General features: G+C 73.2%; 11 protein-coding genes. 2 read left to right on the forward strand and 9 right to left on the reverse strand.

Annotation, left to right across the window (positions count from 1 at the left end):
- Nucleotides 1–52: 52 nt before the first annotated feature.
- The 5 genes from IEY98_RS17970 to IEY98_RS17985 all read right to left on the reverse strand — a co-directional run bounded on the left by IEY98_RS17970 (nucleotide 53) and on the right by IEY98_RS17985 (nucleotide 4824).
- Nucleotides 53–937, reverse strand: coding sequence for an RluA family pseudouridine synthase (locus IEY98_RS17970; protein WP_189211870.1), 885 nt, complete (start codon nucleotides 935–937; stop codon nucleotides 53–55).
- A 41-nt stretch (nucleotides 938–978) separates the two neighbouring features.
- The gene (gene lspA / locus IEY98_RS32695; protein WP_229786996.1) at nucleotides 979–1533 is read right to left on the reverse strand and encodes a signal peptidase II; all 555 of its coding nucleotides are present in this window, start codon (nucleotides 1531–1533) and stop codon (nucleotides 979–981) included.
- Nucleotides 1534–1556: 23 nt separating this feature from the next.
- Nucleotides 1557–2867, reverse strand: coding sequence for an aminotransferase class V-fold PLP-dependent enzyme (locus tag IEY98_RS32700; protein WP_229786997.1), 1311 nt, complete (start codon nucleotides 2865–2867; stop codon nucleotides 1557–1559).
- Between the two features lie 73 nt (nucleotides 2868–2940).
- Nucleotides 2941–4422, reverse strand: coding sequence for a potassium/proton antiporter (locus IEY98_RS17980; RefSeq protein WP_189211559.1), 1482 nt, complete (start codon nucleotides 4420–4422; stop codon nucleotides 2941–2943).
- A gap of 135 nt (nucleotides 4423–4557) precedes the next feature.
- Complete coding sequence (locus IEY98_RS17985; RefSeq protein ID WP_189211560.1) at nucleotides 4558–4824, reverse strand: DUF167 domain-containing protein; 267 nt, start codon at nucleotides 4822–4824, stop codon at nucleotides 4558–4560.
- Between the two features lie 152 nt (nucleotides 4825–4976).
- Here IEY98_RS17985 and IEY98_RS17990 point away from each other — a divergent pair, with 152 nt between their 5' ends.
- Entirely contained in the window at nucleotides 4977–5999 is a 1023-nt protein-coding gene (locus IEY98_RS17990; protein WP_189211561.1) for a hypothetical protein, read from the forward strand.
- 20 nt (nucleotides 6000–6019) lie between these two features.
- Here IEY98_RS17990 and IEY98_RS17995 read toward each other — a convergent pair whose 3' ends face one another.
- On the reverse strand, nucleotides 6020–6556 hold the full coding sequence (locus tag IEY98_RS17995) for a hypothetical protein (RefSeq protein WP_189211562.1): 537 nt from the start codon (nucleotides 6554–6556) through the stop codon (nucleotides 6020–6022).
- A gap of 60 nt (nucleotides 6557–6616) precedes the next feature.
- On the opposite strand from IEY98_RS17995, the gene IEY98_RS18000 reads away from it, so the two are divergent.
- Nucleotides 6617–7057, forward strand: a complete 441-nt coding sequence (locus tag IEY98_RS18000) for a MarR family winged helix-turn-helix transcriptional regulator (RefSeq protein WP_189211563.1) — start codon at nucleotides 6617–6619, stop codon at nucleotides 7055–7057.
- A gap of 65 nt (nucleotides 7058–7122) precedes the next feature.
- On the opposite strand, the gene IEY98_RS18005 is transcribed toward IEY98_RS18000, so the two are convergent.
- The 3 genes from IEY98_RS18005 to IEY98_RS18015 all read right to left on the reverse strand — a co-directional run bounded on the left by IEY98_RS18005 (nucleotide 7123) and on the right by IEY98_RS18015 (nucleotide 12771).
- Nucleotides 7123–8697: a penicillin-binding transpeptidase domain-containing protein gene (locus IEY98_RS18005; RefSeq protein WP_229786998.1), complete on the reverse strand. Its 1575-nt coding sequence runs from the start codon at nucleotides 8695–8697 to the stop codon at nucleotides 7123–7125.
- A gap of 93 nt (nucleotides 8698–8790) precedes the next feature.
- Entirely contained in the window at nucleotides 8791–11928 is a 3138-nt protein-coding gene (gene ileS, locus IEY98_RS18010) for an isoleucine--tRNA ligase (RefSeq protein WP_189211564.1), read from the reverse strand.
- Nucleotides 11929–12111: 183 nt separating this feature from the next.
- Complete coding sequence (locus tag IEY98_RS18015; RefSeq protein WP_189211565.1) at nucleotides 12112–12771, reverse strand: ceramidase domain-containing protein; 660 nt, start codon at nucleotides 12769–12771, stop codon at nucleotides 12112–12114.
- Between the last annotated feature and the right edge of the window lie 5 nt (nucleotides 12772–12776).

The raw sequence follows: 12776 nt of genomic DNA on the forward strand, positions 1-12776 counted from the left end.
GTTCACCCGTCAACCTAGCCGACGCGGGACCGGATGGTCAGGACCCGCGCCCTCAGGATTCGGCGGCCAGGATGTCGAGCGCGGTGGCCAGGTCGGTCGGGTACTCGCTGGTGAACTCGACCCAGCGGCCGTCGTCGGGGTGGTGGAAGCCCAGGGTGCGGGCGTGCAGCCACTGCCGGGGCAGGTTGAGCCGCTTGGCCAGCACCGGGTCGGCGCCGTAGGTCAGGTCGCCGACGCACGGGTGGCTCAGCGCGGAGAAGTGCACCCGGATCTGGTGGGTTCGGCCGGTCTCCAGCTTCACGTCCAGCAGCGACGCCGCCCGGAACGCCTCGATCGTCTCGTAGTGGGTGACGCTGGGCTTGCCGCCCGCGACGACGGCCCACTTGTAGTCGTGGCGCGGGTGCCGGTCGATCGGGGCGTCGATGGTGCCCACGCTCGGGTCGGGGTGGCCCTGCACCAGCGCGTGGTACCGCTTCTCGACCGTGCGCTCCTTGAACGCGCGCTTGAGCACGGTGTACGCGTGCTCGCTCTTCGCCACGACCATCACCCCGGTCGTGCCGACGTCCAGCCGGTGCACGACGCCCTGGCGCTCGGCCGCGCCCGAGGTCGACACCCGCACGCCCGCCGCGGCCAGGCCGCCGATCACGGTCGGCCCGGTCCAGCCGGGGCTGGGGTGGGCGGCCACGCCGACCGGCTTGTCCACCACGGCGATGTCGTCGTCCTCGTGCAGCAGGACGAGCCCGTCGACGGGGATGGCCTGCACCTCGACCGGGCGCTCCGGCTCGGGCAGGGTGACCTCCAGCCAGCTGCCCGCCACGAGCCGGTCGGACTTGCCCGCCGGGCGGCCGTCCACCAGCACGTCGCCCGCGTCGGTCAGCGTGGCGATGACCGTGCGGGAGAGGCCGAGCAGCTTGGCCAGTCCCGCGTCGACCCGCATGCCGTCCAGGCCGTCGGGGACCGGCAGGGTGCGCGCGTCCCTCACTTCTTGGCCACCTTGCCGTCGTAGTCGCGGCCGCGCAGCGTCAGCAGCACGATCAGGATGCCGCCGATGGTGATGCCGGAGTCGGCGACGTTGAACACCGGGAAGAAGTCGCCGTTCGGCGCGAACACCGAGACGAAGTCCACGACGTGGCCCTCGAAGACCCCGGGGGCGCGGAACAGCCGGTCGGTGAGGTTGCCCAGCGCGCCCGCCAGCACCAGGCCGAGGCCGACGGCCCAGCCGGTGGAGCGCAGCTTCGGCAGGATCCAGATGATCGCCACGACCACCCCGGCCGCGACCAGGGTCAGCAGCCAGGTCATGCCGGTGGCCATGGAGAACGCGGCCCCCGGGTTGCGCACGAGCTGCAGGTAGACCGCGCCGCCGAGCAGTTCGACCGGGGCCTGGCCCTCCAGCGTGGCGACCGCGATGACCTTGGTGACGACGTCGAGGGCGTACACCACGACGGCCGTCGCGATCAGCCACAGGCCGCGCCAGGGCCCCACGGGTTCGGCCGCCGGTTCGGGCGTGGTCTCGGTCGGGTGTTCGCTGCTCACCCGCCCATTGTCCAACGCGGCGGTCAGGCGGCCAGGAACCGGGGCAGCGGACGGGGGTCGGGCACCGGGCTCCACCGGCCGTCGACGACCTCGTAGTGGGCCCTCGGCCCGCGGGCCACGAGCAGCCGCAGCGCCCGGCCGAGCCGGTCGACGTGCTCGGGCGCGGTGCCCAGCCCGACGCTGGCGCGCACCGCCTGGGTGTCGCCGCGCGCCCGCCCGGCGAGCCTGCGCACGGCGATGTGGGCGCAGAACGCGCCGTCGCGCACGCCGATCCCGTGCTCGGCGGAGAGCACGGCCGCGGCCAGGCCCGCGTCGACGCCGTCCAGGGTGAAGCTGACGACGCCGACCCGGTCGTGGTCGGGCCCGAACAGCGCCAGCTCGGTGAGGCCGGGCACGTGCGCCAGCGCCGAGCGCAGCCGGGCCAGCAGCGTCTCCTCGTGCGCGACGACCTGCTCCCACGCCCCGGCGAGCGTCGTGCAGGCCACGGCCATGGCGTGCACGCCGACGACGTTGGGCGAGCCCGCCTCGTGCCGGTGCGGGGCGTCGGACCAGGTGACGGCGAACCCGTCGCCGACGACCTTGGTGGCCCCGCCGCCGACGAGGTACGGCTCGGCGGCCTGCAGCCAGTCGCCGGGGCCGACCAGCGCGCCCACGCCGAACGGCGCGTACAGCTTGTGGCCGGACAGCGCGACGTAGTCGACGCCGAGCGCGGTGATGTCCACCGGCCGGTGCGGGGCGAGCTGGGCGGCGTCGAGGACGACGCGCGCGCCGTGCCGGTGGGCGACCTCGGCGAGCGCGGCCACCGGCCAGACCTCGCCGGTGACGTTGGACGCGCCGGTCAGCACGACCAGGCAGGCAGGCCGCTCGGCGAGCGCGCGGTCGAGCACGTCGACGGCGTCCTCGGCGCGGTCGGGCGTGCGCAGGTGGCGGGCGCCGCGCCAGGGCAGCAGCGCGGCGTGGTGCTCGGTGTCGAACAGCACGACCGATGCGTCCGACGGCAGGGCGCGGGCCAGCAGGTTGAGGCTGTCGGTGGTGTTGCGGGTGAACACCACGGCCGCGTCCGGACCGGCGCCGACGAAGCGGCGCAGCGCGTCGCGGGCGTTCTCGTAGACCCGGGTGGAGACCCGCGACGGGAAGCCCGCGCCCCGGTGCACCCCGGCGTACCAGGGCAGCAGCTCGTCGACCGCCGCCCGCACCGCGGCCAGGCTGGGCGCGCTGGCGGCGTGGTCGAGGTTGGCGTAGTCGATCAGCCTGCCGTCGATCAGCGGCACGCGCTGGCCCGCGCCGACGACGGCGGGCGGGCCCTGATCGGGCAGGTGCGCGGCGAGCCCCATGGACTACCTCCTCGGGCATGACGTCCTACCGAAGGTAGCGAGGAGCGGGTCACCCGGCCTTATCCCAGAAGGCTCATGCGGTGCCGGTCTCGCCGCGCCAGCGCGCGTACCGGCCCGCGCGGTCGACCGCCCGCAGCCGCGCCTCGGCCGCGTCGCGCACCGCCTCGGTGGTGACGATGAGGACGTGGTCGTCCTCCTGGAGGCGGGTGGTCGGGCCGGGGGTGAACGCCCCGCCCGCGCGGGCGACCAGGCTGACCGTCGCCCCGGGCGGCAGGCGCAGCTCGCTGATGTAGACGCCGTGCAGCTTCGAGCCCTTGGGGATGGTGATCTGCAGCAGGTGCGCGTCCAACTCGTCGAGGGAGGCGACGTCGACCTGCACCTCGTGCGCCTGCGCCGCCGAGTCGAGGCCGAGCACCCGGGCCAGCGGTTTCAGCGTGGTGCCCTGCACGAGGGTGAGCACGACGACGAGCACGAACACGGCGTCGACGAGCAGTTCGGACCCGGGTCTGCCCTGCGACAGCGGGATCACCGCGAGCACGACGGGCACCGCGCCGCGCAGCCCGGCCCAGGACAGGAAGACCTGTTCTCGCCACGGCATGCCGAACCAGGTCGCCGACAGGGCGACGGAGAGCGGGCGGGCGATGAAGGTGACCACCGCGCCCGCGACCAGCCCCGGCACGATCGCGTCGAGCAGCCGTCCGGGGCTGGCGAACAGGCCGAGCAGCACGAACAGCCCGATCTGGGCCAGCCAGCCCAGCCCCTCGGCGAAGGAGAGCGTGTCGGAGCGGTGCGGCAGCTTGGCGTTGCCGAGCACCAGGCCGGACAGGTAGGCCGCGAGCAGCCCGGAGGCGTGCACGGCCTGTCCCCCGGCGAAGGCGAGCACGCAGACGGACACCGCGGCCAGCGGGTACAGGCCGGTCGCGGGCAGCGCGGCCCGGCGCAGCGCCTGCGCGCCCAGCCAGCCGAGCGCGCCGCCGATGAGCGCGCCGACGGCGAGTTCGTAGACCATCAGCAGCGCCGCGTCCCAGCCGATCGGCTCGGTGCCGACGAGCAGCACGACGGCGATGTAGCAGGGGGCGTCGTTGATGCCGGACTCCAGCTCCAGCGAGCCCGCGAGCCTGCGGGTGATCGGCAGCCTGCGCAGCACGCTGAACACCGCGGCGGCGTCGGTGGACGCCAGCACCGCGCCCCACAGCAGGGCTGTCCGCCAGTCAAGGCCGAGCACGTGGTGCAGGACCAGCCCGGCGACCCCGATGCTGATCAACACGCCCACAGTGGACAGCGCGAGCCCGGCGCCCACCGCGGGCCTGATGTCCGACCACCGCGTGGTCAGTCCACCCTCGACCAGGATCAGCACGAGGGCGGCGAGCCCGAGCGACTGGGTGAGTTCGGCGTCGGAGAACTGGATGCCGAGCCCGGACTCCCCGAGCAGCACCCCGATCCCCAGGTACAGCACGAGCGAGGGCAGTCCCAATCGGACGGACACCCGGACGGCCAACGCCGCCACGAGGATCACGGCCGCGCCCACACCCAGGGCCGCGGTCAGCTCGCTCACCCACACCTCCCTCAGCCCGGGTGTCGCCCCGGGACCCGGGTCGCGCCCACACGCGACCGGCGGGCCCCATTCTCCACGGTGGGCGGGCCAGCAGCCCGGCACGCGCCGCGGTCCCGCGCGGCGGCCGCGGCGTGATCACTTGCCCAGCAAGCGTTCCAGCGCCTCGGCGTGATCGCCGGAGATCTCGATCACCTTGTCCCGGCCGCGCTCGCCGACGGCGATCACCACGTCGCGGGCGCGGACGCCGAACGCGTCGGCGACGGCCCTGCGCACGGCCTCGTTCGCCTTGCCCTCCACGGCGGGCGCCTGCACCGCGACGACGAGCGCGTCGCCGTGGCGCCCGCCCACGGCGGTCCGGCGCGCGCCCGGCTTCACCCGGATGCCGAAACGCACACCCGCCATCCTGGCATTCGCCCGGTCGGCGCAGGTTTCTGCCCACTCGATCACCCGTCCGGACGCGGGCGGGCACCACGGAAAGTTGCAGTACGCAAGGGCCTGAACGGCGGTCTAGCATGGGCCGAACCGCCGCGCGAAGGAGGTCGTCCGGGCACCCCATGGCCACCGAACGCTGGAGTACCCGCCCCCACACCGTCGTCCTCCCCCGGCCCACGACCCCGCGCGCCACGCTGATCGCGCGCGGATCGCTGCTCGGCCTGGTGGGACTGGCCGCCGCGATCCGGGTCGCCGCGCTCGACGGGCCCGCGCAGCTCGGCGAGATCGGCCACGTCTTCCAGGTCCACACGCTGCGGAGCCTGGACACCGTTCCCAGCGGGGCGTCCACGCTGGCGCTGCTCCAACTCGCCGTCTACACCACGGCGACGGGCGCGTTCGGCAGGCACGACACCGGCCTGGCCGCCGTCCGCGAGCCGATGGTGCTCGCCGCGGTCGCGGTCGGCGTGGGGATCTGGTGGATGGCGCGCCGGATGGGGCTGTCCCGGTGGACGGCGGGCGCGGCGGTCGGGCTGGTGGCGGTGTCGCCGCTGGCGGTGGCCGCGCAACTCGGCGTGCGGCCGGAGAACCTGGCCGCGGCCTGGGCGGTCGCCGCGCTGGTGCTGTTCTGGACCCCGCACCGGCACCGCACCCTCGCCCCCGACCTGTGGGCGACCGCGTTCCTGGTCATCGCCGTGCTGACCGCGCCGGTCGCCATGGCGCTGGTCCCCACGGCGGCCTGGCTCATGTGGCGCAGGCGCAGGCGCAGGCTCTCGCTCATGGTCGGGTCGCTGTTCGCGCTCGGCGTGGGCATCGGCTGGCCGTCGACCAGCCTGCGCCCGACGCCCGGCCCCGACTGGCTCGCGCTCGACCCGGTGCTCGCCGCCGCCGGGGTGTTCGCCGCGGTCGCCGCCCTGTTCTCCTTCCGGCTGCGCCCGCTCGCCGTGGGCGTGCTCGGGCTGATGGCGGTGGGCGCGGCCGTGCTCGCCGTGCCGTTCGCCGCCATCCTGCTGGCGGGCACGATCGAACGCGGGCTCACCCACCAGGCCAGGACGGGCCGCCACACCCTGGTCCACCCGTACCGCACGCCGACGGCGGCGCTGGCGGGCACGGTTCTGCTGGCCGCCATGGGCGTCTGGGTCCTTTAGGTCCTAACTGATCAGTGGTCCTAGGCGACGGACGACGGCGCGTACGCGCTTGGTGCAGCCGGACCGCTGTTCGATCGGTGGCAGATCGCCAGAAGGGCGAACCAGACCAGGATCAGGATGCCCGCCGGGCGCAGGAACGATTCCGGGAGCACATTACCCACGAAGGAGTACCCGGCCAGCCAGAGACCCGTGACCACGCCGACCACCCGGACCGGCCAGGTCCTGCTGACCAGGGAACTCGACACGATCCAGACGCCTGCGAGGACGTGCCCGCCGAGCCGGACCGCCCAGGCGGTGTCGTAGGCGACGTCGTTGATCATCAGGATGCCCGCGAGCACGTCCAGCGCCACCCAGCCGTACCCAGCCGCCTTCGCCCACGGGGCCGCGTCCAGGCGCGAGACGAGGAAGAGGATGGAGAGGTGGAAGAAGACCCCCAGGTATTCGCCCCACGCCACGTGCGGTTCCACGAAGAAGGCGACCACGGCCGGGAGGAACAGCACGAGCGGGAGAAGCGCAAGAACGCGCAGGCTGGCGTAGTGCCGTCGGGCGTCGAGCATCGAGGAAGTCCTTAGGTGCGAGCTGCTTGTAGGGTCGAACGGCAGAAGGGAGGTGTTGACATGTCAACACCTGGTCCGGCCGAGTCGACGGAGCTGTGGCTGCTGTGGAAGCGCGCGCATGAGCTGGTCCGCGCCGCGGTCGTCGCCGACATGACCACGGCGTCCGGCCTCTCCGAGGCGGAGCTGAGTGTGTTGGTGTGCCTGCACGAATCGGGCGGTGTCCTGCGGCAGAACGCCATCGCCGCGGCCCTGGGCTGGGACCGGACCCGGCTCTCGCACCTGCTGACCAGGATGGAGAAACGCGACTACCTCGTGCGCGCGAAGGTCGCGAACGGGGTCGAGGTCACCCTGCGACCGGCGGGACGGCGCACGGTCGAGGCGTCGGTGCCGAGCCTGAACGACTCGACCCGCCGCCACCTGCTGGACCGCCTCGGCCCCGACGACGCGAAGGCGCTCAGGGACATCGTCGAGCGATTGCTCTCCGGCGAGGACGGCCGCTGACCGACCGACGCAGTCGCCCGCGAGCCGCGTAAGCACGCAGGCGATCCAGCTCAGGACCTGCTCGTCTAGAGCCCGCCGAGGAACCGGCCGACGGCCGTCACCGCGGGCCCGGATGTTCCCGCGCCCTCGACCAGCACCGCGAAGGCGACGTCGCCGCGGTACCCGGCGAACCAGCCGTGCGCGACGCGCCCGTCACCGAACTGCGCCGTCCCGGTCTTGCCCGCCACGGCCCCGTACCGCCCCAGCGCCGAGCCGGTGCCGGAGGTGACCACCGCGCGCATCATCGTCCGCAGTGCGGCGACGGTCCCGGGCGCTGGCGCCTCGTACCCGCGGTTGACCTGCGTCTCCAGCTCGTCGTAGAGGCGCGGGGTCACCGCGTCGCCGCGGGCGACGGTCGCGGCCATGAGCGCGAGCCCGAACGGGCTGGCCTGCACGGTGCCCTGCCCGATGGCGTTCTCCACCTGCTGGGGCGTGCCGTTCGCCGGGTCGACGCCGCCGGTCTGCGTGGTGATCCCCGGGATCTCGAAGTCGGCGGCGAGGCCGAACCGCGCGGCCGCCGCCGACAGCGAGTCGCCGGGCAGGTCGGCGGCCAGCGCCGCGAACGTCGTGTTGCACGAGCGGGCGAACGCCGTCGTCAGCGGCACGGCGCCCAGCTCGAAGCCGTCGTTGCGGATGCGGCGCGTGCCGATCGTGGCCTCGCCGGGGCAGGGCAGCACGGTGCCCGCGTCCGCCGCCCCCGCGGACAGCACGGCCGACGCCGTCACGATCTTGAACGTCGACCCCGGCGGGTACAGCCCGTTGAGCGCGTTCGTCCCCGTGGCCGCCGAGTTCTGCGCCACGGCGAGGATCCCGCCGTCGGAGGCGTCGATCGCCACCAGGTACGCGGGCGCCTTCACCGCGTCCACCGCGGCCTGGGCCGCCGCCTGCGCCTCGATGTCCACAGTGGACGTGATCGGTTTCGCCGAATCGCCCGCCAGCAGTTCCGCCTTCTCCTTGCCCGCGCCGTCGACGATGACGACCGCAGGACTCCCGGCCGACTCCCCGCCTGCCGCGCGGACCATGGCCGGTCCCAGGACCCGTCCGGCCGAGGGCACCGACGCCCCGCCGCGCACCAGCGGCCTGCCGTCGCGGTCGACCACGGCCACCTCCGGGGCGACGCGCAGGGCCAGCCGCGTGCCGTCGGCCAGCTTCGGGTGCACGACGCCCGGCGCCCAGCGCACCTTCCACTGCCCGTCCCGTCGGGCCAGGCCGAACTCGGTGGTGTAGCTCAGGGTGCGGTCGTCATCGAGCGTCCACCCCACCTCCGCGGTCGCCCGCGCGGACTCCCCGGACTCGGCGACCGGCCCGCTGAGGACCACGCTCAGCGTCCGCGGGCCCACCGCCTGCCGCGCGCTCGTCAGCGCCGCCCGCGCCACGTCCGGCCTGTCGGTCAGCGCGGCCGCGGCGGCGTGGTCGGCCCGCGCCCACGCCGCGGCGAAGTCCTCCCCCACCTCCTGCGCGGAGGCCACCGGCTTCTCCTCGGCCACCGGCGCAGGCGGCGGTGAGTCGTCGCCCAGCAGCACGAAGTACGCGAACAGCACGATGGCCACGCAGGCCACGCCGCCGATGGACAGGATCAAGCGTCTGGCGCCGTCGGACACGTCACGAACCCCCAAGCTCCCCAGGCAACGCCCCCACGATGCCAGAGGAGCGGCCCCCGGGACCCGGGAACCGCTCCTCAGCGCACAGAACCGTTACCGCTTCACCACATCCACGCGCACCGCGACGCCGTCGCCCACCGTGCCGGTCGACCCGCCGTCGACCGACCCGTGGGAGACCTCGTCAGCCAGGGTCTCCCCGGCGATGAACTCCCGGTGCGCCGCCGCGGCGTCGAGGACCTCGGCGGGCGCGTCGACCGTCAGCGCGATCCGGTCGGACACCGCGAGCCCGGCGTCGCGCCGCGCCTGCTGCACGACGCGCACCAGGTCACGCGCCATGCCCTCGGCGGCCAGCTCGGCGGTGACGGTCGTGTCCAGCACGACCAGCCCGCCGGGCAGCTCGGCCGTCGCGCCCGGGTCGACCGCGACGAGCCGCCGCTCGTACTCGCCCTCCAGCAGCGCGATCCCGGCCGCGACGACGGCGCCGGACTCGTCCGTCGACCACTCGCCCGCCTTGACGGCCTTGATCACCTTCTGCACGTCCTTGCCCAGCCGCGGCCCGCACGCCCGCGCGTTCACCGCGAGCTCGAACCGGCCGTGCGCGGCGACGTCGGTGGTCAGCTCGACCGCCTTGACGTTGACCTCGTCGCGGATCAGCTCGACGAACGGCTCCAGCACCGCCACGTCCTCGGCGGCGACCAGCAGCGAGGCCAGCGGCAGCCGCACGCGCAGCTTGTTGGCCTTGCGCAGGGCCAGCGCCGACGAGCACACCTGCCGCACCCGGTCCATGGCCGCGACCAGCGCGTCGTCGGCGGGCAGCGCGTCGTCGGCAGGCCAGTCGGCCAGGTGCACCGACCGCTCGCCGGTCAGCCCCCGCCAGACCACCTCGGTGGTCAGCGGCAGCAGCGGCGCGGCGACCCGGCAGACCGTCTCCAGCACGGTGTGCAGGGTGTCGATCGCGTCGGTGTCGCCGGACCAGAACCGGTCCCGCGAGCGGCGCACGTACCAGTTGGTCAGGACCTCGAGGAACTCGCGCACCGACTGGCACGCCCCGGAGATGTCGTAGGTGTCCATCGCCTCGGTGACGGACTCCACGAGCTGCCGGGTCTTGGCCAGCGCGTACCGGTCCAGCACGTGCTGGGAGTCGGTGCGCCACGCGCCTTCCTTGCCCTCGGCGTTGGCGTAGAGCGCGAGGAAGTAGTACGAGTTCCACAGCGGCAGCACGGCCTGGCGCACGGCGTCGCGGATGCCCCGCTCGGTGACGACGAGGTCGCCGCCGCGCAGGATGGGCGAGGCCATGAGGAACCAGCGCATCGCGTCCGAGCCGTCCCGGACGAACACCTCGTTGATGTCCGGGTAGTTGCGCAGCGACTTGGACATCTTCTGCCCGTCGTCGCCGAGCACGATCCCGTGCGCGATGCAGTTGGTGAACGCAGGCCGGTCGAACAGCGCCGTCGCCACCACGTGCATCGTGTAGAACCAGCCGCGCGTCTGGTTGTTGTACTCGACGATGAAGTCGCCCGGGTAGTGGTCCTCGAACCACTCGCGGTTCTCGAACGGGTAGTGCACCTGGGCGAAGGACATCGAGCCGGACTCGAACCAGCAGTCCAGCACCTCCGGCACGCGCCGCATCATCGACTTGCCGGTCGGGTCGTCCGGGTTCGGGCGGACCAGCTCGTCGATCGCCGGGCGGTGCAGGTCGGTCGGGCGCACGCCGAAGTCGCGCTCCAGCTCGTCCAGCGACCCGTACACGTCCATGCGCGGGTACTCCGGGTCGTCCGACACCCACACCGGGATCGGCGAGCCCCAGAACCGGTTGCGCGAGACGTTCCAGTCGCGGGCGTTCTCCAGCCACTTGCCGAACTGGCCGTCGCGGACGTGCGCGGGCACCCAGTTGATCTGCTTGTTCAGCTCGACCATCCGGTCCTTGAACCGGGTGACCGCGATGAACCACGACGACACCGCGCGCTGGATGAGCGCGTTGCCGCAGCGCCAGCAGTGCGGGTACGGGTGGTCGTAGGTCTCGTGCCGCAGCAGCAGGCCCGCGTCCTTGAGGTCGCGGATGATCGGCTTGTTCGCCTCGAAGACCTGCAGCCCCTGGTAGGGCGCGACCTCGGCGGTGAACCGGCCGTGCGGGTCGACCGGGTTGACCACCTCGATGCCCGCGGCGTCGGTGACGACCTTGTCCTCCTCACCGAAGGCGGGCGCGATGTGCACGACGCCCGTGCCGTCCTCGGTGGTGACGTAGTCGGCGGCGAGCACCCGGTGGGCGTTCTCCCGGCCGGTGAAGAAGTCGAACGGCGGGTGGTAGCGGGTGCCGAGCAGGTCGGCGCCCTTGTACCGGGCCTCGACCCTGGGCTCGTCGCCCAGCTCGCGGGCGTAGGCCGACACCCGGGCCTCGGCCAGCAGGTAGCGCCGGTCCGGGTGGTCGAACGCCTCGACCACGACGTAGTCGACCTCGGGGTGCACCGCGGCGGCGAGGTTCGACGGCAGCGTCCACGGGGTCGTCGTCCAGACCAGGGCGTGCACGCCGTCGAGGTCGGTGCCGGGCGCGTCCAGCCGCAGCGACACCGTGACCGCCGGGTCCTGGCGGCTGCGGTAGGTGTCGTCCATCTTCGTCTCGGTGTTGGACAGCGGCGTCTCGCAGCGCCAGCAGTACCAGAGCACCCGGAAGCCCTCATACACCAGGCCCTTGTCCCACAAGGACTTGAACGCCCACATGACGCTTTCCATGTAGTCGAGGTCGAGCGTCTTGTAGTCGTTGTCGAAGTCCACCCAGCGGGCCTGGCGGGTCACGTAGTCGCGCCACTGGTCGGTGTAGCGCAGCACCGAGGTCCGGCAGGCCTCGTTGAACTTCTCGATGCCGAATTCCTCGATCTCGCTCTTGGCGCTGAACCCGAGCTGCTTCTCGGCCTCGACCTCGGCGGGCAGGCCGTGGGTGTCCCAGCCGAAGCGGCGCTCGACGTGGCGCCCGCGCATGGTCTGGTAGCGCGGCACGACGTCCTTGACGTAGCCGGTCAGCAGGTGGCCGTAGTGCGGCAGGCCGTTGGCGAAGGGCGGGCCGTCGTAGAAGACGAACTCGTTGTCCCCGTTCTCGCCAGCCGGGCGGGCGTCCACAGTGGCCTGGAAGGTGCGGTCGGCCGCCCAGAAGTCCAGGACGGACCGCTCCAGCTCGGGGAAGCTCGGCTGGGCGGGGACGTCGGCTGCGTCGCCGTGGTGTGCGCGGGGGTACATCGCGGTAGCTCCTCGTACGGATCGGTCGGACCCACACGGGGACGACGCTCGCGCGCCGCGGTACCACCCCGCTTGCCGCCGGGAACCCGGCGACCTCTCGCTGGTCGGCTGTGACGGGCCGTCCCGTCCGGTTCTACTGGGGCTCGCGCCTGTTCTTCCGGAGGCTCCCCGGTGATGGCCGGATCAGCGCCTTGTGTGACCAGGGTAGCCAATGCCCGCAACCTGGTTTGCGGACCGGTCGGCCGCGACCCGGATCACCAGGTACAGGACGGTGGCGTTGAGCACATGCCAGAGGAAGTGCGTGCCCAGCGGCAGCCATCCGCAGACGGACTCGTCGATCGTGCGCAGGGTCAGCGAGACCGCGAACAGCCCGGCGATGCCCAGGTAGGCCCGGGCGTAGCCGTACATGCGGCGGAAGGCGGCGATCCCGGACATGATCAGCAGGCCGAGCAGGGCTGGCGCGTAGCCGCCGAGGTCGACCAGGGCGTTCACCCCGATGGAGAAGACCACGAACACCGGCGCGGCCACCCACGCCCACCGCCACGGCGCGCCCATGAAGTGCCGGGCGAAGGCGACCACGTAGGCGAGCATGAACAGCAGGATCGGCGTGGTGTCGAGGGTGGCGGCCCAGCGCGTGGCCACGGTGTGGAAGGTGAAGCTGCCCACCCCGATGGCCGTGAGCAGGACCACCAGCGCGACCAGCGTCGGCGGCCGGGTCGACTGCCTCAGCAGGTGCCGGTAGGCGAGGACCGCGGCGATGAGGAACGCCACGTTGGTCAGCGCGTTGACCGGCTCCGACCAGAAGTCGGGGCCCGTCCGTTCGCAGTAGGCGTCAACCGGCATGGGGA

Origin of the sequence: Actinokineospora fastidiosa, from assembly GCF_014648415.1 — a bacterium.
Lineage (GTDB): Bacteria > Actinomycetota > Actinomycetes > Mycobacteriales > Pseudonocardiaceae > Actinokineospora > Actinokineospora fastidiosa.